The sequence below is a fragment of the Flavobacterium sp. AK-345 genome (assembly GCF_058310175.1).
Genome location: NZ_JBZEER010000005.1, coordinates 340,219 through 364,196, shown reverse-complemented (window position 1 = coordinate 364,196; position 23,978 = coordinate 340,219). Strand labels below are relative to the sequence as shown.

Annotated in this window: 23 protein-coding genes and 1 tRNA gene; 10 read left to right on the top strand and 14 right to left on the bottom strand. The window is 33.4% G+C overall.

Annotated elements, in window-relative coordinates; genetic code table 11:
• The first annotated feature begins 7 nt into the window (after positions 1 to 7).
• Together mltG and AC4FQ3_RS12275 are read left to right on the top strand one after the other, a co-directional pair.
• Positions 8 to 1,048, top strand: a complete 1,041-nt coding sequence (gene mltG / locus AC4FQ3_RS12280; RefSeq protein WP_491182033.1) for an endolytic transglycosylase MltG — start codon at positions 8 to 10, stop codon at positions 1,046 to 1,048.
• Positions 1,049 to 1,563: 515 nt separating this feature from the next.
• Entirely contained in the window at positions 1,564 to 2,211 is a 648-nt protein-coding gene (locus AC4FQ3_RS12275; protein WP_042565125.1) for a hypothetical protein, read from the top strand.
• Positions 2,212 to 2,269: 58 nt separating this feature from the next.
• Here the strand turns inward: AC4FQ3_RS12275 and scpA are convergent, their stop codons facing one another.
• From scpA to dnaA, 10 genes are all read right to left on the bottom strand, one after another.
• Positions 2,270 to 4,405: a methylmalonyl-CoA mutase gene (gene scpA / locus AC4FQ3_RS12270; protein ID WP_491182032.1), complete on the bottom strand. Its 2,136-nt coding sequence runs from the start codon at positions 4,403 to 4,405 to the stop codon at positions 2,270 to 2,272.
• A gap of 44 nt (positions 4,406 to 4,449) precedes the next feature.
• Positions 4,450 to 5,814 (bottom strand): methylmalonyl-CoA mutase subunit beta, encoded by a 1,365-nt coding sequence (locus AC4FQ3_RS12265; RefSeq protein ID WP_491182031.1) that lies wholly within the window; start codon positions 5,812 to 5,814, stop codon positions 4,450 to 4,452.
• 17 nt (positions 5,815 to 5,831) lie between these two features.
• Positions 5,832 to 6,158 carry an FtsB family cell division protein gene (locus AC4FQ3_RS12260; protein ID WP_042565130.1) on the bottom strand — a complete coding sequence of 109 codons (327 nt, stop codon included), beginning with the start codon at positions 6,156 to 6,158 and terminating at the stop codon, positions 5,832 to 5,834.
• Positions 6,159 to 6,236: 78 nt separating this feature from the next.
• Positions 6,237 to 6,845: a uridine kinase gene (gene udk, locus AC4FQ3_RS12255; RefSeq protein ID WP_042565131.1), complete on the bottom strand. Its 609-nt coding sequence runs from the start codon at positions 6,843 to 6,845 to the stop codon at positions 6,237 to 6,239.
• A gap of 276 nt (positions 6,846 to 7,121) precedes the next feature.
• A complete protein-coding gene (locus AC4FQ3_RS12250; RefSeq protein WP_042565132.1) occupies positions 7,122 to 8,003 on the bottom strand; it encodes an SDR family oxidoreductase in 882 nt (293 codons plus the stop codon).
• 74 nt (positions 8,004 to 8,077) lie between these two features.
• Positions 8,078 to 9,205 carry a methionine aminotransferase gene (locus AC4FQ3_RS12245; protein ID WP_491182030.1) on the bottom strand — a complete coding sequence of 376 codons (1,128 nt, stop codon included), beginning with the start codon at positions 9,203 to 9,205 and terminating at the stop codon, positions 8,078 to 8,080.
• Between the two features lie 48 nt (positions 9,206 to 9,253).
• Positions 9,254 to 9,679 (bottom strand): energy transducer TonB, encoded by a 426-nt coding sequence (locus tag AC4FQ3_RS12240; RefSeq protein WP_491182029.1) that lies wholly within the window; start codon positions 9,677 to 9,679, stop codon positions 9,254 to 9,256.
• Positions 9,680 to 9,697: 18 nt separating this feature from the next.
• Positions 9,698 to 10,411 carry an SAM-dependent methyltransferase gene (locus AC4FQ3_RS12235; RefSeq protein ID WP_042565134.1) on the bottom strand — a complete coding sequence of 238 codons (714 nt, stop codon included), beginning with the start codon at positions 10,409 to 10,411 and terminating at the stop codon, positions 9,698 to 9,700.
• Positions 10,412 to 10,483: 72 nt separating this feature from the next.
• Positions 10,484 to 10,951 (bottom strand): low molecular weight protein-tyrosine-phosphatase, encoded by a 468-nt coding sequence (locus AC4FQ3_RS12230; RefSeq protein ID WP_491182028.1) that lies wholly within the window; start codon positions 10,949 to 10,951, stop codon positions 10,484 to 10,486.
• 9 nt (positions 10,952 to 10,960) lie between these two features.
• The gene (gene dnaA, locus AC4FQ3_RS12225) at positions 10,961 to 12,388 is read right to left on the bottom strand and encodes a chromosomal replication initiator protein DnaA (RefSeq protein ID WP_042565136.1); all 1,428 of its coding nucleotides are present in this window, start codon (positions 12,386 to 12,388) and stop codon (positions 10,961 to 10,963) included.
• 187 nt (positions 12,389 to 12,575) lie between these two features.
• On the opposite strand from dnaA, the gene AC4FQ3_RS12220 reads away from it, so the two are divergent.
• Positions 12,576 to 12,980: an acyl-CoA thioesterase gene (locus AC4FQ3_RS12220; RefSeq protein WP_042565137.1), complete on the top strand. Its 405-nt coding sequence runs from the start codon at positions 12,576 to 12,578 to the stop codon at positions 12,978 to 12,980.
• 31 nt (positions 12,981 to 13,011) lie between these two features.
• On the opposite strand, the gene AC4FQ3_RS12215 is transcribed toward AC4FQ3_RS12220, so the two are convergent.
• The 3 genes from AC4FQ3_RS12215 to ribD all read right to left on the bottom strand — a co-directional run bounded on the left by AC4FQ3_RS12215 (position 13,012) and on the right by ribD (position 15,481).
• Complete coding sequence (locus tag AC4FQ3_RS12215; RefSeq protein WP_491182027.1) at positions 13,012 to 13,644, bottom strand: IMPACT family protein; 633 nt, start codon at positions 13,642 to 13,644, stop codon at positions 13,012 to 13,014.
• Positions 13,645 to 13,836: 192 nt separating this feature from the next.
• Complete coding sequence (locus AC4FQ3_RS12210) at positions 13,837 to 14,439, bottom strand: HAD family hydrolase (protein WP_491182026.1); 603 nt, start codon at positions 14,437 to 14,439, stop codon at positions 13,837 to 13,839.
• On the bottom strand, positions 14,432 to 15,481 hold the full coding sequence (ribD, locus tag AC4FQ3_RS12205; RefSeq protein WP_491182040.1) for a bifunctional diaminohydroxyphosphoribosylaminopyrimidine deaminase/5-amino-6-(5-phosphoribosylamino)uracil reductase RibD: 1,050 nt from the start codon (positions 15,479 to 15,481) through the stop codon (positions 14,432 to 14,434). Before ribD ends, AC4FQ3_RS12210 begins: the two co-directional genes overlap by 8 nt.
• A gap of 127 nt (positions 15,482 to 15,608) precedes the next feature.
• Between ribD and AC4FQ3_RS12200 the strand changes: the two genes are divergently transcribed.
• Positions 15,609 to 16,094, top strand: a complete 486-nt coding sequence (locus AC4FQ3_RS12200) for a GNAT family N-acetyltransferase (protein WP_491182025.1) — start codon at positions 15,609 to 15,611, stop codon at positions 16,092 to 16,094.
• A gap of 80 nt (positions 16,095 to 16,174) precedes the next feature.
• Positions 16,175 to 17,038 carry a peptide chain release factor N(5)-glutamine methyltransferase gene (prmC, locus tag AC4FQ3_RS12195; RefSeq protein ID WP_491182024.1) on the top strand — a complete coding sequence of 288 codons (864 nt, stop codon included), beginning with the start codon at positions 16,175 to 16,177 and terminating at the stop codon, positions 17,036 to 17,038.
• Between the two features lie 146 nt (positions 17,039 to 17,184).
• On the opposite strand, the gene AC4FQ3_RS12190 is transcribed toward prmC, so the two are convergent.
• Positions 17,185 to 18,429: an ABC transporter permease gene (locus tag AC4FQ3_RS12190; RefSeq protein WP_042565142.1), complete on the bottom strand. Its 1,245-nt coding sequence runs from the start codon at positions 18,427 to 18,429 to the stop codon at positions 17,185 to 17,187.
• Between the two features lie 212 nt (positions 18,430 to 18,641).
• On the opposite strand from AC4FQ3_RS12190, the gene hisS reads away from it, so the two are divergent.
• The 5 genes from hisS (at position 18,642) to AC4FQ3_RS12165 (ending at position 23,915) form a co-directional block, all read left to right on the top strand.
• Complete coding sequence (hisS, locus tag AC4FQ3_RS12185) at positions 18,642 to 20,069, top strand: histidine--tRNA ligase (RefSeq protein ID WP_491182023.1); 1,428 nt, start codon at positions 18,642 to 18,644, stop codon at positions 20,067 to 20,069.
• Positions 20,070 to 20,368: 299 nt separating this feature from the next.
• Positions 20,369 to 20,439 (top strand) — tRNA-Trp (locus AC4FQ3_RS12180).
• Positions 20,440 to 21,052: 613 nt separating this feature from the next.
• Positions 21,053 to 21,631, top strand: coding sequence for a nucleotide exchange factor GrpE (locus AC4FQ3_RS12175; protein ID WP_042565144.1), 579 nt, complete (start codon positions 21,053 to 21,055; stop codon positions 21,629 to 21,631).
• Positions 21,632 to 21,712: 81 nt separating this feature from the next.
• Positions 21,713 to 22,825 carry a molecular chaperone DnaJ gene (gene dnaJ, locus AC4FQ3_RS12170; protein WP_073395470.1) on the top strand — a complete coding sequence of 371 codons (1,113 nt, stop codon included), beginning with the start codon at positions 21,713 to 21,715 and terminating at the stop codon, positions 22,823 to 22,825.
• Between the two features lie 163 nt (positions 22,826 to 22,988).
• Positions 22,989 to 23,915, top strand: a complete 927-nt coding sequence (locus tag AC4FQ3_RS12165; RefSeq protein WP_491182022.1) for an ABC transporter ATP-binding protein — start codon at positions 22,989 to 22,991, stop codon at positions 23,913 to 23,915.
• Positions 23,916 to 23,978 lie beyond the last annotated feature (63 nt).

Below are 23,978 nucleotides of genomic sequence, written 5' to 3'. Positions count from 1 at the left end.
TTTAGCTTTGAGTATAAAAAAAATCATCACATTAAGTGCCGTAGCCGTAATTTCAGTTTTAATAATTTACGGATTTATTTTAATTAGCAGAATTTTTAGCGCCAATACTAAATTCGAAGAAAAAGAAGTTTATGTGTATGTTCCAACCGGAGCTAATTATACAGATGTAAAAAAAATATTAGAGCCTTATCTTAAGAATTACGATAATTTTGAAATGGTAGCCAATAAAAGAAGCTATCCTGAAAATGTAAAATCAGGTCGTTTTTTGCTTAAAAAAGACATGAATAATATTGATTTGGTTCGTGCAATGCGATCAAATGTTCCGGTTAAATTAGCTTTTAACAATCAGGAACGTTTGGAGAATTTTGCAGGAAGAGTAGGTTCAGAAATTGAAGCTGATAGTTTATCATTAATGAAAGCCATAAAAGATTCTACTTTTTTAAAAGAAAATGGTTTTAATGAAGAGAACGTTTTTGCCATGTTTATTCCCAATACTTATGAAGTTTACTGGAATACATCTGCGGTGAAATTCCGTGATAAAATGATTAAGGAATACCATAATTTCTGGACAGCAGAAAGAATTGCAAAAGCTGAAAAACAAGGTTTAACACCGGTTCAGGCAACAATTTTAGCTTCTATTGTTCATAAAGAATCTGTAAAAAAAGATGAAAGACCACGTATTGCAGGTGTTTATTTAAACAGATTGCGTTTAGCGATGCCTTTACAGGCAGATCCAACCGTTATTTATGCATTAAAACTAAAAGCGAACGATTTTGATCAGGTTATAAAAAGAGTTTTCTATAATGACTTGATTATGAAATCGCCATATAACACTTACGTGAATGTTGGACTTCCGCCAGGACCAATTGCAATGCCGGACATTACGGCTCTTGAAGCTGTTTTAAACCCTGAAAAACATGATTATATTTATTTCTGCGCAAGTGTGGACCGTTTTGGTTATCATGAATTTGCTTCAACTTATGAGCAGCATCAGGTAAATGCAAAAAAATACTCAGACTGGATCGCTAGTCAGGGAGTAACGAGATAAAAAAATATAAAATATACCTAAAGAACCGAAGCTAAAAGCTTCGGTTTTTTTATTTTCAATATTTGTCTTTATGAACTTCATATTTTAGGCATGTATTTTAATGTGTTTTAATTGAAAAGGGCAATTAATTAATGCTGAATTTGCTCTTTTGTCAAGAAGATTAATTTAATAACCTTTTCACTTCGATTTTTTAACCTAAAAATCAGATAATTTTTTGCCCAAACATTCTAATTAAATCAAAAATGCTCTAAATACTGTAGGTTTTTTATTTCAATTTTAACAAAATTGCTAAAAATTTGATAAAAATGACGTTTTTAAAGATTTGTTTTTCGCCATTTAGCAGCTTAATTTAATTTTTATCGAACGCCCGAAAAGTGCATCAATAAAGGGATGAAAGGGAATTTTAGATTTTTTGTAAACTACTAAAACATTGAAAATCAGTATTATTTTGTATTTCTTATCTTTGCACCGTAGAAATTTCGAAAGGGTGACAGCGTTTTGAAGAAAAACAATTTATGATAAAGAAATGGTATTATTACACAAGTTTAATCGTTATTATTACATTTTTAAGCCTGGGGTTTAAACCCTTTAATCTAAAAACCAAACCTTGGTTTTTAATAGAAAAAACAGATGGATCTGAATACTCCCTTCCATCTCAAGACAAGGATGATTATCCTGTTGAAAAAAACTTAAACATTCCCTACACCGGAAATCATCTTATAGGTTTTAAAGAAGCAGTTGCTTTTAAAGAATCTCAGGGAAAATACCGAAAAGTAAATTCTCTTGGTTACATGGGAAAATACCAATTTGGCTCTAAAGCTTTGAGAGCCATCGGTGTGAAAAACAACAAAGAATTCCTAAAAGACCCTGCTTTACAAGAAAAAGCCTTTATCGCATTATTATCTATTAATAAATGGATTTTGCGTAATGAAATTGAAAGGTATGAAGGGAAAACCATTAACGGTGTCGAAATTACAGAATCAGGAATTTTAGCTGCTGCGCATTTAGGTGGCGCGGGATCAGTAAAAAACTTCTTTAGAAATAAAGGGAACAGACATTTTAGAGATGCTTACGGCACTTCGTTAAGAAGTTATATGAAAGCCTTTGGAGGTTATGATCTTTCTTATATTGAAGCAGATAGTAACGCGACAATACACGATTAAAAAAAATGTAAAAAATAAAAATCCCGATTATTCGGGATTTTTATTTTTTACATTTTTTTTAATCAATTAATATTTCTAAAATTTTAATGGCAGCTTCGCTAATTTTAGTCCCGGGACCAAAAACGGCAACTGCTCCGGCATCAAATAAAAATTGATAATCCTGTGCCGGAATTACTCCGCCAACAATTACCATAATGTCTTCTCTACCATGCTTTTTAAGTTCTTCAATAACTTGCGGAACCAATGTTTTATGTCCGGCTGCCAACGATGAAACGCCTAAAATATGTACGTCGTTTTCGACCGCTTGTTTTGCAGCTTCTGCAGGAGTTTGAAATAACGGGCCAATATCAACATCAAAACCAACATCAGCATAACCAGTTGCTACAACTTTTGCACCTCTGTCGTGACCGTCTTGTCCCATTTTGGCAATCATAATTCGGGGACGTCTTCCTTCTTGTTTTGCAAAAGCATTAGCTAATTGCTTGGCTTTTTCAAAATTTTCGTCGTTTTTTATTGCTGCACTATACACACCGCTAAAGGATTTAATTTGTGCTTTGAACCTTCCGAAAACAGTTTCAAGGGCATCGCTTATTTCTCCTAAAGTTGCCCTGTTTCGGGCAGCTTCAACAGCAATTTCAAGCAAGTTTCCTTGTTTGGTTTTAGCACAAAGAATTAATTTTTCGAGTGATTTATTTACTTCTTCTGTATTTCTTTTCGACTTTATTTCCTCTAATCGATCAATTTGCTGTTTGCGAACCATTTGATTGTCTACATCCAAAATATGAAGCGGATCTTCTTTTTCTAATCGATATTGGTTTACACCAACAATAATATCTTGTCCGCTATCAATTCTGGCTTGTTTTCTTGCGGCAGCTTCCTCAATTCTAAGTTTTGGAATTCCGGCTTCAATGGCTTTTGTCATTCCGCCTAATTCTTCCACTTCTTCGATAAGTTTCCAGGTACTTTCAAGAATCTCGTTAGTCAAACTTTCGACATAATAGCTACCAGCCCAAGGATCTACAGTTTTGGTGATTTTAGTTTCTTCCTGTAAATATATTTGAGTATTACGTGCAATTCTGGCAGAAAAATCGGTTGGCAGCGCAATTGCTTCGTCAAGTGCATTTGTATGCAAAGATTGCGTTCCGCCAAAAGCTGCTGCCGTAGCTTCGATACAAGTTCTTGCAACATTATTAAAAGGATCTTGTTCTGTTAAACTCCATCCGCTCGTTTGACAATGTGTTCTTAATGCCAGAGATTTATCACTTTTAGGATTAAACTGCTGCAATAATTTTGCCCAAATCATCCGTCCGGCACGCATTTTTGCAATCTCCATAAAATGATTCATACCAATCGCCCAAAAGAAAGATAGGCGGGGAGCAAAGTCATCAATTGACATTCCTGTTGATAATCCGGTTCTGATGTATTCCAATCCATCGGCCAAAGTATAAGCTAATTCAATATCGGCTGTTGCTCCGGCTTCCTGCATATGATAACCTGAAATAGAGATAGAATTGAATTTCGGCATTTTTTTGCTTGTAAATTCAAAAATATCAGCAATAATCTTCATCGAAGGTGTTGGCGGGTAGATATAGGTATTTCGAACCATAAACTCTTTCAAAATGTCATTCTGAATTGTCCCTGAAAGTTTTTCAATGGCAACTCCTTGTTCTTCTGCAGCTACAATATAAAATGCCATAATAGGTAAAACGGCACCATTCATTGTCATTGAAACCGACATTTCATCTAACGGAATCTGATCAAAAAGCACTTTCATGTCTTCAACAGAATCTATGGCAACACCCGCTTTTCCCACATCACCAACAACTCTTTCATGATCAGAGTCGTAACCTCGATGTGTTGGTAAATCAAATGCTATGGATAATCCTTTTTGACCTGCTGCAAGATTTCTTCTGTAAAAAGCATTGCTTTCTTCAGCTGTAGAAAATCCGGCATATTGACGAATTGTCCACGGACGTCTCACATACATTGTAGCGTAAGGGCCGCGCAAATTGGGTGCAAAACCAGCCCCAAAATCAAGAAACTCTAAATCTTCAATATCTTTTTCAGAATAGGTTTTCTTGAGTTCAATTCCTTCCGCAGTAAAGAAGTTGTCAGTCAAATCTTCGGGCTTTTGACTTTCGACTTTCGACTTTTGACTATTTAAATTAATATGTTTTAGGTCTTTTCTTATCATTGAAATACTCTTTTGAGTAGGTTATTAATTACTTCGAAAAATGATTATTCTTGTTCAAGGCGTTCCTGTTCTAGCTTTTCAGCTAATCTTTTTTCTATAATGGGCGTAATTAATGTTTTTCTTGGCTTTATTTTCACAAAAGGAAACAATTCTAAATCATGTTTCATTTTATCTTCTTTATTTGGGTATTTATTTGTGCCTAGCAAAACTTCTTTTTTAGCATCAAACAACTCTTGTTCTTTATTGGCACTTTCCTGAATTTTCTTTTTGATTGTTCCGTCGTTCAAAAGTTTTAGGAAACCTCCATTGGCTTCAATATCTTTAAATAAAGTCAAACTTTTTTCTGCCAGTTGCATCGTTAAACTTTCGATATAATAACTTCCGTCTGCAGGGTTATTTACTTTATCAAAATAACTTTCATGTTTTAAAACCAATAATTGATTGCGGGCAATTCGATCGCCAAATTCATTGTCTTTATGGTATAAAGAATCATAAGGTAAATTAGCAACCGCATCTGCACCGCCTAAAATAGCCGACATGCATTCTGTCGTTGTACGAAGCATATTTACATTATAATCGTAAATTGTTTTGTTGCGTTTGGTTGGCGTCACTAATAAATGACAATCCAAATCAGCATTATATTCAGCAGCAATTAATTTAAAAAGCATTCGCAAAGCACGGAGTTTTGCAATTTCGAAGAAATAATTAGTTCCTACCGAAACCTGAAAAACAATTGGTTTAGAAATGTCGGGCAAACGATTCAGATATTCATTGGCGTGAGCCAGACTATAAGCGATTTGCTGCGTAATATTTGCACCTGCATTTTGATACAAACCCAAATCGATACTTAGTAAAGAAAGATTGGTAGTTGCTTTTGAAATTTTTTCAATCGTTTCAAAATTATTTTTATCAGATGTTGTAAACCAATTCCCTTCTCGCGCAAAATGACCAATGGGATCTAAATTACAGTAAAAAGTTGCTTTTTTCTGAATCGAAATGGTATCTAATAATTTTACGAAATCGATTGAAATAAATTTCAAATTAAAGTAAACGGTTCTATTTTCTAAAGGAAGATTTTCTAATAATTTTTGAATATCAATTTTTTCGTTTTCGATGGTGAAACGTAAACTTTCAGCACCTCTTTCGATAGTGTTTATGGCTCTTTGAATTGATTTTTCAATATCATAAACAAAGATATTTTGGCAAATCTTAAAATTTGAAGCACTTGTTTTTACAGAAGCAGTTTTAAAGAATTCGTCTCTGTGATAAAATGGTTTTACCTGAATATCTTCGGGAGAATTCCAAATTACGGTTTCGTTATAATCAGCTCCATCTAATTCAAACTGAATTTTTTGTTTCCATTGTTTGGATGAAATCGGATTAAAATTGTCGAAAAGGGTAGTAGCCATTTGGTGTTTTTTTCTGATTATTCTTTATCTTGAATAGTATCTCCTTCAAAGTGAATGATGTAAATATCCTCGCTGTCTTTTTTCATGAAATATTTTTCGCGGGCATATTTTTCTATTTGTTCAGGATTTTTTAATTGTTTGATTTGTTCCTGATCCTTTTTAATTTCCTCTTTATAATAACTTTTATTGTCTTCGAGTTCATTAATTTGATTGTCTAAAAAGCGATGATCAAAATAGGAGTAATTGTCTAAAAATAACATCCAGACCACAAAAAAGAGTAAAACCCAGACATATTTATTGCCTAGAAATTTAAACCAAGATTTGTCTTTATACGGATTTTTCATTTTAGTTTTCAATTTTACCCGATAGTGAGAGCAAGTCACAATCGCTATCGGGATTATGGAATAAATTTACGATAAAAATTATGAAATTCGCTGATTAATTACAGCACGAACCACATCGATTGCAACAGTATTGTATTTGTCATTTGGTATGATAATATCGGCAAAAGCTTTAGATGGTTCTATAAATTGCTCATGCATAGGTTTTAATGTGTTTTGATAACGAGTTAAAACTTCATCAATATCACGGCCTCTTTCAGAAATATCACGTTTCAAGCGACGAATTAATCTTTCGTCAGAATCTGCGTGAACATATACTTTGACATCAAAAAGCTCACGAAGTTCAGGATTTGTCAAAATCAAAATCCCTTCAACAATCATAACTTTTCTAGGATGTGTAGAAACGGTATCATCTGTTCTGTTATGCTGAATAAAAGAATAAACCGGCTGATCAATAGTTTCGCCTTCTTTTAATGCTTTTAAATGTTTTACCAGCAATTCAAAATCAATAGCGCGCGGATGATCAAAATTTATTAATGCTCTTTCGTCAAACGACAAATTATGGGTTTCTTTATAGTACGAATCCTGAGAAATTACGCCCACTTCAGTGTCTGGTAATTCATTCATAATCTGGTGTACTACTGTTGTTTTTCCACTTCCTGTTCCTCCTGCAATTCCAATAATGAGCATAAATTTGGTGTTATATATTTATTCGGCAAAAATAATAATTTAACTGAATTGTCTCAACATATTATTTATTTAAACCATATAAGTAACAGAAGTAAATTTAAGCAACAAGATATTTAGTGAAAACACTTCTTGGTTGAACTTATATTGCTTATATGGTTAAAAAGATATTATTTATATGGTGAAAAGCATAAAAAAAATCCCGAAAGTAAAACCTTCGGGATTTGTGCAATCAGTATAATTTTAATAAAATATTCTGAATTTAGTAAGCACTTGTAATTATTTATTCTTTTTTGCTTTTATCATCATTTCAAGCTGATCCCAAAGTTCTTCCGGAATCGCTTCTAATAAATTAAATTGTCCTGCGCCTTTCAGCCATTCGCCGCCATCAATTGTAATAACATCTCCATTTACATAAGCTGAAAAATCAGAAACCAAATAAGCAGCTAAATTGGCCAATTCCTGATGGTCGCCGACGCGTTTTAATGGTACTTTTTTTGCCATATCAAATTTCTCGGCAAGATCTCCCGGCAATAACCTGTCCCATGCACCTTTAGTAGGGAAAGGCCCCGGTGCAATTGCATTAGAGCGAATTCCGTATTTTGCCCATTCAACAGCAAGACTTCTTGTCATAGCCAAAACTCCTGCTTTTGCTGTAGCACTTGGTACAACATACGCAGAACCTGTCCAGGCATAAGTAGTAACAATATTCAAAATCGTAGCCGATTTTTGTTTACTGTCAATCCAGTGCTTTCCAAAAGCAAGCGTACAGTTTTTTGAACCCTTAAGTACGATATCTATAACAGTATCAAATGCATTTGCAGACAAACGTTCTGTTGGAGAAATGAAATTTCCAGCCGCATTGTTTAAAAGAACATCTACTTTTCCGAAAGTTTTTAAAACTTCCTGAAGCATGTTTTCAACTTCTTCATAATGACGAACATCACATTGAAGTGGTAAACATTTTCCGCCAGTTTCAGTTTCAAGTTCAGTAGCAGTATTTTTCAGCTTTTCTAAATCTCTCGAAGTAATCGCTACCTGAGCTCCTAATTCTAAAAAATATTTAGTCATTGCTTTTCCTAAACCGCTTCCGCCGCCTGTAACCACTATAACTTTGCCCTTTAAAGCATCGTCACGTAACATTTTATCTGTATAGCTCATACTTTTCTTTTTTACAATATTAATTAAATAAAATAGGATGCGTGCATAATATTGTTATAAAATTTTAAAAAACTTTATATTTTAGATAATTTTTTTGCTGCCGATTCCAGTGTGAAATCATCTTTGGCAAAACAAAAACGAATTAATTTTTGATCTTTATGATCAGAATAAAAGGTAGATATTGGAATCGCGGCAACGCCATGATCAGTAATTAGTTTTTTGCAAAAAGTGACATCATCTTCATCTGATATGTTGGTATACGAAGCAACCTGGAAATAAGTTCCCTCACATGGTTTTAATTCAAATCGGCTGTTTTGAAGTAATTTTTGAAAATAATCGCGTTTTTCCTGATAGAATTTTCCAAGTAAATTTACATCGACAATATTTAAATACTGACTAATAGCAATCTGTGAAATACTATTTACGCTAAAAACCAAAAATTGATGTACTTTTTTAATTTCTTTCATTAAATATTCCGGCGCTACCGTATAGCCAATTTTCCAGCCGGTAATATGAAATGATTTTCCAAAAGAAGAAACTATTATGCAACGATCTAAAAGAAAACTTTTAGTATGTGCCGAAATATGTTTTTCTTCAAAAGTAATGTATTCGTAAACTTCATCAGATAAAACAAGAAGGTCACGATATTTTGAAAGTAATTTTTCCAGTTGCAAAAAATCATTTTGAGTCAGGATTTTCCCTGTTGGATTATGCGGATTATTAATAATAATCATTTTCGTTTTTTCTGAACACGCTTTTTCGATCGTTTCCCAATTTGGGGTATAGTCGTCATTTAAAGCAACCCTGACAGGTTTTGCGTAACAAAGTAAAACCGGAGATTCATACGAATCATAACTCGGATCTAAAATAACCACTTCATCGTCAGTTTTAACCAAAGCCAAAATCGAAGTAAAAATTCCCTGAGTAGCGCCGGCCGTTACCAAAATTTCTGTTTCAGGATCAATAGTTCTGTTATAAGAACTTTGAACCAATTTTGAAATCTGGTTCTGCAAAGGCGGATAACCCGACATTGGGGTATATTGATGCACATTTTCTTTGGCAAGTTTTGCAATAATATCTGTTAATCTTTCATCAACAGGAAAATTAGGAAATCCCTGCGAAAGATTAATTGCATTGTATTCAGATGCCATTTTAGACATTACCGTGAATATGCTTGTAGTTATGTTGGGAAGTTTACTCATTATAAAGTTTAATTAAGGAAAAACTTGTGAGCGAAATAGAAGATATGCTTAGCTTACAGTTATCAGTCCGGCATTTAAAGTTCTCACTTCTTTATTTTTATATTTGCCGGGATTCCATTTTGGAGCTACTTTTATAACTCGAAGAGCTTCGTCGCCAGTACCATATCCAAGGTCTCTTAATATTTTTATATCACTTAGCGAACCGTCTTTTTCGATGATAAAAGTAAAATAGATTTTTCCTTTCATTTTCGGTTTGTCTGCTGGCTTGATAAAATTTTTATCAAGAAAACTATTAAATACAGCTACGCCGCCAGGAAATTCAGGTTTTATATCTACGCCTTGAGTACTATAAACTAAATTTTCATTATTTATGTCTGACACTTCATCCACGTTAGGTTTTCCAACTTCTTTAGTGGTTTGTGAAAATGTAACTTGGGCAAAGCAAATCAAAATCAGAAGTAGAAACTTTTTCATAACGGATGGTTTTAAGATTTACATTTTATGAAGGATAAAAATTGTTGGTCGATTATGCAAATCAACCTTGATTTTTTTCCAGTCGGCAACGCGCATTGTTTTAATAAATTCTGTAGGTAGCGTAATATCTGTTGCAATACAAAGATGTGTTGCGGGATTTAGAATTTGTAAAAGATCTTCAACCAGTTTATTGTTTCTGTAAGGTGTTTCAATAAAAATTTGTGATTGATTTTTATCTTGTGATAATTTTTCAAAATGCTTTAAAGCCGATTTTTTCTCGTCTTTATCAATTGGTAAATATCCGTTAAACGTAAAACTTTGGCCATTCATTCCAGAAGCCATCATTGCTAATAATATAGAAGAAGGGCCAACCAAAGGCACAACCTGAATTCCTTTTTCGTGGGCTAATTTTACAATTACAGCACCTGGATCTGCAACTCCCGGACAGCCGGCTTCGCTCATTAAACCCATATTTTTTCCTTCTAATAAAGGTTTAATAAAATCTAAATGCTCGCTTGGTTCAGTACGTTTATTCAAAGTAAAAAGAACAAGTTCAGACTGCTTTTTTTCAGGATAAACCGCTTTTATTGACTTTCTTGCGGTTTTATCATTCTCAACAATATAATAATCTATAAGTTCAATACTTCTTTTTACTGTTTGCGGTAAAACATCCATCGGATCGCTTTCGCCCATAGTAGTTGGAATTAAATACAATTTTCCTTGAAGTTTCATGTGTTGTATATTATAGATTATAAAATGAAAAATTTTCAATTATTACGCAATGAATAATTGAAAATAAATAAGTTAAGAATGTTTTGCGATGAGTTTCTTTGCAATGATATCTGTTACTTCATCCAGCATTTGATAAACAGTATCAAAACCGTTAGAAACGCCAAAGTAAGGATCGGGTACATCTACATTTTCATCTGGAAATAATTCATTTAGAATTAAATGAACTTTATTTTTATGTTCTGGTGTTTTGGCAAGATGGATAACATCACGATAATTCGAATTGTCCATTACATATATATAGTCGAATTCGTCAAAATCAGAAATTTTAAATTGTCTTCCTTTTTGGCCATCAATGCACAAACCATTTTTTTGAGCAACGGCGATAGAACGTTTATCTGGCGAATGACCTACATGCCAGGAACCGGTTCCGGCCGAATCAACAATAAATTTTTCGTTTTGTAGTTTTGATGCTAAAATACCTTCGGCCAAAGGCGATCTGCAGATATTTCCCAAACAAACCATTAAAATTTTTACTGGCATGATGCGCGTTTATAGCGTTAGTTTTTTGTTGATGTCTTCTACAAATTTCTTGAATTGTTTGTCTGTCGAAACTAAATTGTCAACTGTTTTGCAAGCGTGTAATACGGTAGCATGATCGCGATCTCCAATTTGCGAACCAATGTTTGCCAAAGAAGCTTTAGTAAATTTCTTTGCAAAAAACATAGCCAATTGTCTCGCCTGAACCACGTGTCTTTTTCTTGTTTTAGATTGAAGTGTTTCAATATCCAACTGAAAATAATCTGACACAATTTTTTGAATATAATCGATAGAGATTTCTCTCTTTACGTTTTTAACAAATTTCTCTACAACGCTTTTAGCCAACTCAATTGTAACTTCTTTTTTATTGAAAGAAGATTGCGCGATTAAGGAAATAATTGCACCTTCAAGTTCACGAACATTGGTTTTGATATTGCGTGCAACATATTCAATAATGTCTTCCGGTATTTCAACACCATCGCGGTATAGAATGTTTTTTAAGATCGAAATACGAGTTTCGTAATCAGGTTGGTGTAACTCTGCAGATAATCCCCATTTAAAACGAGAAAGCAAACGTTGCTCAATATCCTGCATATCAACAGGAGCTTTATCTGAAGTTAAAATTACCTGTTTTCCGTTTTGGTGCAGATAATTGAAAATATGGAAAAATACGTCCTGAGTTCCTGATTTTCCTGATAAAAACTGAACATCATCAATAATCAAAACGTCGATTAACTGATAAAAATGGATAAAATCATTACGATTATTCTTTTTTACAGAATCAATATATTGTTGTGTGAAAATTTCGGCAGAAATATATAAAACCGTTTTTTCAGGATATTTATCTTTTACTTCAACACCAATTGCATGCGCTAAGTGTGTTTTTCCTAAACCAACTCCACCAAAAATCAATAACGGATTAAATGAAGTTCCTCCAGGTTTATTAGCTACAGCCATACCTGCAGAACGAGCCAAACGGTTTGAATCTCCTTCTAAGAAATTATCAAAACTGTAGTTTGCATTTAACTGCGATTCAATTTTTAAATTTCTAATTCCCGGAATTACAAACGGATTTTTAAGTTCTGGATTTAAGTTTTTAAACGGAGCATCAACCTCTTGCGGTTTCATTGGCACTCTATTGGCACTTGGCAACTGTTCGGTAAACGGTTGTTTATTGCCATAAGTGTTTTCCATTTTAATTTTATAGAGTAACTTTGCGTTTTTTCCCAGTTCTTTGGTAAGCGCAACTTTCAATAATTTAACGTAATGCTCTTCGAGCCATTCGTAGAAAAATTTACTTGGTACCTGAATATATAACGCGTTGTCGGTTAGCTCAACTGATTTGATTGGTTCAAACCAAGTTTTATAGGCTTGATCTTGAATATTGTCTTTTATAAAGGACAAACAGTTTTCCCATACCGATTGAGCAGTTTTAGTCATAAATTCAGATAAATTTTTTTATTATTGATAAAGATTCTCCTAATAAAAAAGGAGCAATTTTATTCCGTATTTCGGGATAACAAATATGTGAACAAATTTCTGTAAAAAAAAATATTTTGCCCTCTAATTTTATAAAAAAATGTTGTAAGGCGGCTTTTGAAAATTAATTTTTTTTAATATATAAATAATGAAAAATCATCAAACGCAAGTGCGTGTTCGTTACTCTGAAACTGATCAAATGGGAGTCGTTTATCACGGAAATTATATCCCATATTTTGAGATAGGACGCGTGGAATGGCTTAGAAATAAAGGGATTTCGTATAAAAGCATGGAAGAAAGCGGAATTGGATTGCCAATTGTTTCAATGCAAATAAATTATAAAAAATCGGCCCGTTACGATGAGCTTCTTACAATTCATACAACTTTCAAAAGTCAGTCATCTGTTAAGATTGAATTTGACTGCGCAATCTATAATGAAGCGAATGAGTTATTAACAACTGCGGTGTTTATTTTAGTATTTATTTCGTTAAAAACAGGTCGTCCAACAGCTCCTCCGGATTATATTTTAGAATTATTTAAAACGCTTGTATAATTGTTAAAACGCACTGTGTTTTTATATAAAATTATATAATTTTGATGTCAATTTCAAACATTAAATCAAAAATGTCGAATATCATTTCGGCATTTTTTTTTCGCGTTTTTGTACTAATTTTTCCAAGTGGCAAACCTGATTCTTCATCAATTTCCATTTCCTGAGAAACAATTTCAAGCTTCTTTTCTTTAATTACCCGCATTACTTTATTCATGTTTTTGTAATCAAAAGAAATTAAAAAATGCACATCAATTGTTTTTTCTACAATTTCACAAACTTCCAATGTCATTTGTGCTGTTGTTTTGTAAGCTGCAATTAATCCGCCAACGCCTAATTTAATTCCGCCAAAAATGCGAACAACCACTACAAGAACGTTAGTCAGGCCAAAAGATTGTATTTGTCCGTAAATTGGTGCTCCCGCCGTGTTGCTTGGCTCGCCATCGTCATTGGCACGATAAGAAATTTTTGGAGCCGTACCAATTTGATATGCATAACAATAATGTACCGCATGCGGATGCTGCTTTTTTAAGTTTTCGATAATGGGTTTTACAGCATCCTCATTTTCGATAGGAAAAGCATATCCAAAGAATTTACTTCCTTTTTCCTTAAAAAGCACTTCCTCAGATTCAAAAGCAATGGTTTGATACGTATCGTTATATTCCAAAAGTAAATTTCTAAATTATGTTTAATTGTTTTTTTACAGAGTTAATTTTACCGCAAAGTTCGCGAAGCTAAATCAATACAAAGCTTTTCGAACTTTGTATTCTTAATCCGTTAAAAATCTTGGTGAACTTTGCGTATCCCGATAGCTATCGGGATTGCGTCTTTGCGGTAAATTCACGCCAAATTCACTTTACTACAATATTTTTTTATCAAATAAATCTACAACATCTTCCTTGCCAACCTGCAAATTCCAGACATGAAGACCTAAAGCCGCGGCTGCATCTGTGTTTTCTTTTTTATCATCTACAAACAAAGTTCTTTTTGGAGATAATTCGTGTTTGTTAATAATGTATTGATAAGCTTCAGGATTTGGTTTTCGTTTTCCAATTTCAAATGAAAAATAAACCTTTTCAAAGCATTGGTAAAAATCGCTGTAGAATGAAATCCCAGTTGTATTTTGAAAAGTTTCAATATGAATAGAATCGGTATTGCTCAATAAAAACAAACGGTATTTTTTTGAAAGCATTTGCAGAAATTCTAATCGGTACAAAGGAAAATCAGCCAAAACGGCATTCCATGCCTGCAGGATTTCTTCTTTAGAGGCATTTGGAAGCTGTTCCTGAAAACCTGCCAAAAAAGCATCATACGAAATATCTCCCGTTTCAAACAAAAGATTTAATCGGTCAAATTCAGAATTCCATTCCGTCATTCCTAATTTCTGTAATCCCGAAATAGTGGCTTGTTTATCTAAATTGATAAAAATATCTCCAAAGTCAAAAATTATAGTATCAATCATGATTTCTAACGTATATTAATTCATCGTCCTGAATGAAAGTTTTGGTTGTATTTTTCTTCGAAATGATTGGAGCGTTAGTTCCTTTTTCAAAAGAAGTTTTTCCGATAAAAATTCTCGCTTCATCCCAAACGTTTTCATCTATAAAAGATTGTAAGGTTTTTAAACCGCCTTCAATAATAATCGATTGAATTTGATTTTGATATAAAACATCTAAAATCTGCTGAATTATATTCTGATCAAAATCAATTATTTCAAAAGTTGTATTTTCTGTAGAAGAATTACTTTCAGATTTTGTAAATACAATCGTTTTTACGCTGTCATCAAAAATAAAACTGTCTTTAGAAATTCGGTTATTTTGATCTAAAACCACTCTTACCGGATTATTACCAGCCCAATCTCTTGTGTTCAATTTTGGATTGTCATCAATAACCGTCTGTGTTCCCACTAAAATTGACTGTTCCTCACTTCGCCACTTATGAACCAATTGTCTCGAATATTGATTGGTAATCCAAACTGGTTTTCTGCCCTGGTTTATATCTTTTTCGGGCGCTAAAAAACCATCCTGACTTTCCGCCCATTTCAAAATAATATAAGGCCTTTTTTTATTATGAAAAGTAAAAAAGCGTTTATTGAGTTCGTTGCATTCTTTTTCTAAAACGCCAACCGTAACATTGGCTCCGGCGGCAATTAATTTTCTGATTCCGTTTCCGGCTACTTTTTCATTGGGATCAACAGTTCCCACTACAACATTCGGAATTTCATTTGCAATAATTAAATCACAGCACGGAGGCGTTTTTCCAAAATGACTGCAGGGTTCTAAACTTACATAAATTGTTGCTTTTTTTAAAAGTGATTTGTCTTTTACAGATCGAACGGCATTGACTTCAGCGTGAGGTTCTCCGGCTTTTTTATGCCATCCTTCGCCAATAATTCTGTCTTCATAAACGATTACACTTCCCACCATTGGGTTTGGATATGTAGTTCCAAAGCCATTTCGGGCCAATTCAATGCAACGCTTTATGTATTTCTCATGTATATTCACTTTACAAAAGTAGTTATTTTTGCCTTTATTGCCGATAGATTTGGTATAGTTGTGAAACATTCTGATTTGTTATAAAACTATCGGAAAAGTATTTCTACTTTTGTAATATATCAGACGAATTTGAAATATGGAAAATTGGATTATCAGAAGAATTAAAAAAGAAGACAATCAGGCAGTTGCCCAATTAATAAGATCGGTTTTTGACGAAATGGAAATTCCAAAAGTTGGAACAGCTTATGCAGATCCGTATTTAGATTTGATGTTTGAAGAATATAACAAACCACAATCTGTTTATTTTGTTGTGGAAAATGAAGGTGAAATTGTAGGCTGTTCCGGCATTGCGCCTTTAGAAAATGGTGATCCAAAAATTTGCGAATTGCAAAAGATGTATTTTTTGCCTAAAACCCGCGGATTAGGAATTGGAAGTCAAATGATGGAAAAATGCTTGCTGAAGGCCAGAGATTTTGGCTTTGAGAAATGTTATATAGAGACGATGCCTTTTATGCATGCCGCTCAAAAATTATATAAAAAATCAGGTTTTGAGTATTTAGATGCTCCGTTAGGTTGTACTGGACATAGTTCTTGTCCGATTTGGATGTTGAAGGAATTGTAAAATAAGATTGTAACAATTTTTAATTTGCACTACTTATTGTAGAACAGGGTTGGATTTAGCTAAAAAATGCTCAAAACGAAATGAGAATCAAACAATATAGAACTCAATTTATAAAAGAACTTTCTCCTTTTTATGATGCTTATGAAGCAGAGAGTTTTTTTTATTTAATATTAGAAAATAAACACAAGCTTAGGCAAATTGATTTGGCGCTCAATCATGAATTAACTTTTTCAGATGCTGATCTTGCTATTTGGGGTGGTTTTTTAAACGAGCTGAAAAAAGAAGTCCCAATTCAGTATTTACTTGGGAAAACAAATTTTTATGGTTTGGATTTTGAAGTAAATGAAAATGTTTTGATTCCGAGACCGGAAACAGAAGAATTGGTCGAATGGATTATTAATGAAAACAAAGAAGTAAAATCTAAAAAAATAAAAGTTTTAGATATCGGAACCGGAAGCGGCTGTATTGCAATTTCTTTGGCAAAAAATCTCCCAAATGCCGAAGTTTACGGAATCGATGTTTCAAAAAAAGCGATAGAAACCGCAAAAAGAAATGCCATCAATAACAATGTAGATGTTACTTTTATGTATCAGAATATTTTAGATACAGATGTGCTTACCTGTAATTTTGATATTATTGTTTCTAATCCGCCTTATGTTCGTAACTTAGAAAAAGAAGAAATCAAAAAAAATGTCTTGGATTACGAACCACATTTGGCACTTTTTGTAGATGATAACGATGCTTTGATTTTTTATAGAAAAATAGCTGCTTTGGCAAAAAGCGGACTTAAAGATAAGGGGCAATTGTTTTTTGAAATCAATCAGTATTTAGGAAATGAAATGACTGATTTACTGGAGAAAATGGATTTTAAAAACATCGAATTAAGAAAAGATATTTACGATAATGACCGTATGATTTCCTGCAAGGTTTCTAAAAACTTGTAGAAGAAGATCATTAAAGTTAAAAATTTCTAATCTAGCCCCGATAGCAGTGGAAATCCTTTTTTGTTGGGGTTCAACAAAAAAGATTGAAACGAATAGCGGGAAAGAAGGTCTTGTAAAATGATTATTTCTGCTTCAAATAAATAAAATTATTCATATCGCAAAGCTTCAATAGGATCAAGTTGCGAAGCTTTTATCGCTGGATATAATCCAGAAACAATTGCAACCATAAAGCTAGTTGCAAAAGCAGCAAAAATCGCCATCCACGGAATCACAAATGCAAAACTCATTGCGGCTGCAAAAGCAAAGCCAATTAGGATTCCCAATACAATTCCGACCAAACCGCCAATTTGTCCAATCAATAAAGTTTCGATAAAAAACTGAACTGAAATTGTAATTTTTGTTGCGCCCAAAGCTTTTCGAACACCAATTTCGCGCGTACGTTCTGTAACCGAAACAATCATAATATTCATTAAGGCAATTGATGAGCCTAAAATCGTAATAACGCTAATAATCCAGGAAGCCCAACCCAGATATTTCGTGATACCAAGAATTCGATTAATTAAATCGTCGCTTCGGCCAATGCCAAAATTATTATCACGAACCGGACTCAGTTTACGAACTCTTCGCATGGTACTTGTTGCATTGTCAACAGCTTCGTCTAAAAGTTCTTTTTTAGAAACCATTACACTCATTGTATAATTGATGTTTGGAGCTGTAAATAAAGAACGCGCCACCTGAATCGGGATCAAAACACGTAAATCCTGACTGTTCCCAAATGTTGAACCTTTTTCTTTTAAAACACCAATAACTTTAAAACGCGCTCCGCGAATTGAAATAACTTTGTCAATTGGGTTAATGTCTTTCAATAAGCCTTTTTCAAAATCAGAACCTACAATACAGGAATAAGTATTGTTGTCAATGTCAAATTGGTTGAAAGAACGCCCTAAAGTGGTTTCTAAACCTGAATTTGAAATAAAATGCTCGTCGACACCAACAATGGTAATTTCCGGATCTGTTTTTTTATCTGAATATTTTACTTCTGCCGTTGTAGTTGCGGTAAAAGACAACGATGTTTCTGTAAAAGGATATTTGAATTTATTTTTGAAAGCGACAGCTTCGGGATATGAAATAATTGGATTTATAATTTCGCGTTCATTTCCTCCTCGGTTTTTAACGTTATTTTCGTATTGATTGATGTTGAAAGTATTGGCTCCCATTGAAGCAAAATTGGTAGAAACCGTATTTTCAAGCGCTGTTACAACGGTCAAAATCCCAACCAAAGCGGTAATCCCGATAGCAATAATTAATACGGTAAGAATGGTTCGCAGTAATTGTGTTTTGATAGAACCAAAAGCAATTCGGATATTTTCTTTAAATAATTTTAGCATCATGACCAATTTGTCACGAAAATACGTTTTTTGTTACAAGTTTGTTTTCGAACTGCCAATATTTATTTTAAAAAATAAGATATTTGCAGTCCATTTAGAATTTGTGATTTCGAAAGTAAATTACGAATCTGAAAAATAAAATAATCCAAAAAGATTTTAATTAGGATTTGAAAAACAAATCTAAAATCTAAAATCAGAAATCTAAAATAAAAAAGATGGCTTCAAAACCAAGCATACCACAAGGAACAAGAGATTTTTCGCCTGCAGAGGTGTCAAAACGTCAATATATTATTCAGACGATAAAAAGTAATTTCGAGAAATTTGGTTTTCAGCCAATTGAAACTCCGTCGTTTGAAAATTCAGATACCTTAATGGGAAAGTATGGTGAAGAAGGAGATCGCTTGATTTTTAAAATACTGAATTCAGGTAATTTTTTCTTCAATAAAAATAAAATAGAATTACCGGAATCAATAGCATCTTTACAAGTTAATTCTGCAGAAACGATTGATTTGAATCAAAGAATTGAGCTGAATAAATTTACCGGAAAAATTTCTGAGAAGGCTTTACGTTACGACTTGACAGTTCCGTTTGCAAGATATGTGGTACAGCACCAAAACGAAATTGAATTTCCTTTTAAAAGATATCAGATTCAACCAGTTTGGAGAGCAGATCGCCCACAAAGAGGTCGTTACAGAGAATTTTATCAATGTGACGCCGATGTTGTAGGTTCAAAATCACTTTGGCAGGAAGTTGAATTGGTTCAGTTATATGACACTGTTTTTACTTCTTTAGGTTTAGAAGGCGTAACCATTAAAATCAATAACAGAAAAATTTTATCTGGAATTGCAGAAGTTATTGGCGCATCTGATAAATTGATCGATTTTACGGTAGCTCTTGATAAGCTGGATAAAATTGGTGAAGATGGTGTTAAAAAAGAAATGATTGAAAAAGGCATTGCCAAAGAAGCATTGGTTAAAGTACAGCCGCTTTTTAATTTTACAGGAACATTTGCAGATAAAATCAATCAGCTTTCAGATTTATTAGCTTCATCAGAAGAAGGAATGAAAGGTGTAGAAGAATTGAAATTTATTTGTGACAATGTGGCTACTTTAGGTTTAGCGACTGCGACATTAGATCTTGACGTGACATTAGCGCGTGGACTAAATTATTATACCGGAGCTATTTTTGAAGTAGCAGCGCCAAAAAACGTTTCAATGGGTTCTATCGGCGGTGGCGGAAGATACGATGACTTGACTGGTATTTTTGGTTTGAAGAATATGAGCGGTGTCGGAATTTCTTTTGGACTAGACAGAATTTATTTGGTTCTGGAAGAGTTGCAATTATTTCCTGAAACTGTTGCCGCAACATCAAAGGCATTATTTATTAATTATGGAGATGCTGAGGCTTTATATGCTTCGCAGGCAATTCAGAAATTGAGAAAAGAAAATATAAAAGTAGAATTGTATCCTGATAATGTAAAAGTAGGGAAACAATTTCAATATGCAGACAAGCGCTTGATTCCGTTTGCAGTAATTGCTGGCGATCAGGAAATTGCTTCAAATTCATATTCGCTTAAAAATTTAGTTTCAGGCGAACAGGTTTCAGTTGATTTTGAAGGATTGAAAAATGCTTTATTAGCATAATTGAATGGTAAAGTGTTTTGCCACTCCCGATAGCTATCGGGATAAAAGGATTATTAGATTTTTGTTTCACGCAAATTTTGCAGATTTGAGCAGATTTATTTGATTGTTATATAAATAAATCTGCTTTAATCTGCCAAAATCTTTTTTGAAATCTTCGTGAAATAAAAATTATAGGTTAACTATTTGAAGCAAAGGTTTTTGCTTCGGATCGTGCGTGTTTAAAGGATTTTCTTTTTAAATCTCTGCCTGAAATAGTTGCCGGGGAAGAAAAAAAACTTTTAATTTGCCGACCTTAAGTTACGGGCGTAGTTCAAGGGTAGAATAGCGGTCTCCAAAACCGTTGATGGGGGTTCGAATCCCTCCGCCCGTGCAATATTCTTTACCGCAAAGAACGCAAAGATTTATATCTAAGAATAATTTTAAAATCATAAAAGTTTGCAAAGCTAAATAATACAGCTTTGCGAACTTTTCGTTTTTGAAGATCAAGGCTAATTTTTTTGGAGAACATTAAAAAATATACATACAAAGTATTTTTACTGCAAAGAACGCAAAGGTTTTTCGCAGAGTTCACTAAGATTTAAAGTTGTGTTTACACAATCTAAGTGCGCAAAGCTTTGCGAACTTTGTATTTTTCATAAAGCTAAGAGTAAAAAAACTTTGCGTTCTCTGCGGTAAATTTTTTTCGTTCAACAAAAAAAAGCTTCGTCTCATAAGGCGAAGCTTTTTTTAATATAAGGTAAATTTGAATTAATAATTATTTTGAGGCCGAGGCCAACCCTTAAATTCAATTTTGATAGGTAATAATTTAGATTATAATTTTGTCTTCAAATATACTATAAACTAAAACGTAATAGTCTTAAAATTATACTAAATTTTAAAGTAAGAAAATTATTTATATAAACAGCCAAATTTTAATAGCGTGACAATTTGACATTTTATAAGATTTGGCAGTACTTTTGCAATCCAAAAGAAAGAAATTGAAAATGAAGTTTAAGAATATTTTTAAAAATACAAGTAATATGACTACGGAAAATACAGAATTCGATCAGGAATTAGATGATGTAACGTTAGAAAACAATGCCAACGGTGAGCAGTTAATTGTTGAAGAATTAAGTGTTGAAGAGCAATTGGCTCAAGACTTGGCAAAAGAAAAAGATAAGTTTTTGAGATTATTTGCCGAATTTGAAAATTACAAAAAAAGAACTTCAAAAGAGCGTATGGATTTGTTTAAAACAGCAAACCAAGAAGTTTTGTTAGCAATGCTTCCTGTTTTGGATGATTTTGACAGAGCAACTGTAGAGATCAACAAATCTGACGATGAAAATTTGAAAAAAGGTGTTGAGTTGATTCACGAAAAATTGAAAAGCACTTTGGTTTCTAAAGGTTTAGAGCAAGTTGAAGTAAGAGCAGGTGATGCTTTTAATGCTGATTTTGCTGAGGCAATTACCCAAATTCCAGCTCCGTCTGACAAATTAAAAGGAAAAATTGTTGATGTTATTGAAAAAGGCTACAAATTAGGAGACAAAATTATTCGTTTCCCTAAAGTGGTTATCGGAAACTAAAAAAACAAATTAAATATTCTGAAAGTCAATTTTTTAAGTATTGGAATTTGGAATTTTTAGATTTGGAATTTAACCTAAATTATGAAAAAAGATTTTTACGAAATACTAGGCATTTCAAAAAATGCTGACGCTGCCGAAATAAAAAAAGCTTACAGAAAAAGTGCTTTGAAATATCACCCGGATAAAAATCCAGGCGACAAAGAGGCAGAAGAAAACTTTAAACTTGCGGCAGAAGCTTATGAAGTTTTAAGTGATCCTAACAAAAAAGCTAAATACGACCAATACGGACATCAGGCTTTTGATGGTTCTGGCGGATTTGGCGGTGGTGGTCACGGTGGTATGAATATGGATGACATTTTCAGCCAGTTTGGTGATATTTTTGGTGGAGGATTTGGCGGTTTCGGTGGAGGCGGAGGCGGTCCTCGTCGCGCTAAAGGAAGCAATCTTCGAATTAAAGTTAAACTGACTTTAGAAGAAATTGCAAATGGTGTTGAGAAAAAAGTAAAAGTAAAACGTAAAGTTCAGGCAAAAGGAGTTACATACAAAACGTGTTCGACTTGTAATGGTCAGGGACAGGTAATGCGTGTAACAAACACAATTTTGGGAAGAATGCAATCTGCATCAACTTGCCCTACTTGTGGAGGTTCTGGACAAATTCTAGATAAAAGACCATCTGAAGCAGATGCTCAGGGAATGGTTTTGGAAGATGAAACAGTTTCAATCAAAATTCCTGCAGGAGTTGTTGACGGAATGCAGCTTAAAGTTTCTAACAAAGGAAATGATGCTCCCGGAAACAGCGTTCCTGGTGATTTAATTGTTGCAATTGAAGAGTTGGAACACGAATTTTTGAAACGTGAAGGCGAAAATATTCATTTTGATTTATATATCAGTTTCCCTGAAGCAGTTTTAGGAGTTTCTAAAGATATTGAAGCAATAAATGGAAAAGTTCGTATTAAACTGGAAGAAGGAATTCAATCAGGAAAAATATTAAGATTAAAAGGAAAAGGTATTCCAAGTATTAACGGTTACGGAAGCGGGGATTTACTGGTTCACGTAAATGTATGGACACCTAAAACATTGAATAAAGAGCAAAAACAATTTTTCGAAAATGCTCTTAACGACGAACATTTTGTTCCAAGTCCTGAAAAATCAGAAAAATCATTTTTTGAAAAAGTAAAAGATATGTTTTCATAACAGAAACTTTTTCTAAAAAGAGAAAATAAATTTTAAAACCCATTCTGAAGTAAATTTAGAATGGGTTTTTTATGTATTATTACTTAGAATCGGTACTAATTATTTACTTTTACACTCGCTAGGCCACAATGGTCAAACTGACGTAGAAAATTCTAAAAACAGCATGAGCAACTTACTCGAAGTACATAAAGTCGTAAAACAATATGGCGATTATGTAGCGCTTAACGAAGTTTCATTGAATGTGCCCAAAGGCAGCATTTACGGATTGTTAGGTCCAAATGGAGCTGGAAAAACTTCCCTTATTCGAATCATCAATCAAATTACACTGCCAGACAGCGGTCAGATTATTTTGGATGGAGAAAAATTGCAGCCAAAACATGTACAGAATATCGGTTATCTTCCGGAAGAAAGAGGTTTGTACACTTCTATGAAAGTGGGAGAGCAATGTTTGTATTTGGCACAAATGAAGGGACTTTCTAAAGCCGAAGCTAAAAAGCAACTGGATTTTTGGTTTGATCGTTTGGGAATCCAGGGTTGGTGGAACAAAAAAATTCAGGAACTTTCTAAAGGAATGGCGCAAAAAATTCAATTTGTAGTTTGTGTATTGCATAAGCCTAAATTGCTAATTTTTGATGAGCCATTTTCCGGTTTTGATCCCGTAAATGCTAATATAATTAAAGATGAAATTTTGGCATTAAAAGAACAAGGCGCCACAATTATCTTTTCTACGCACAGAATGGAAAGTGTTGAAGAACTTTGTGATCATATTGCCTTAATTCATAAATCGAATAAACTGATCGAAGGAAAAGTAAGCGATGTAAAACGCGAGTTTAAAACCAATAGTTTTGAAGTTGGAATCCTGACTAATAATGTTGAAGGTTTGATGTATGACATTACACAAAAGTTTACAGTTTCGCCGGCTAATTTTAAATCTTTAAATGACGATTTAAAACTAAATATTCAGATAGGAAATGCAGCTCCAAACGAGTTATTACATATTCTGACACAACGCGGACAAGTAACACATTTTGTAGAAAAAATCCCGAGTGTAAACGATATTTTTATTCAGACAGTTACTGAAAAAGTTTAGATTTCAGATTTTAGAGTGAAAACCTGGAATCTAAAATCTAAAGTCAACAATCTAAAATAAAAA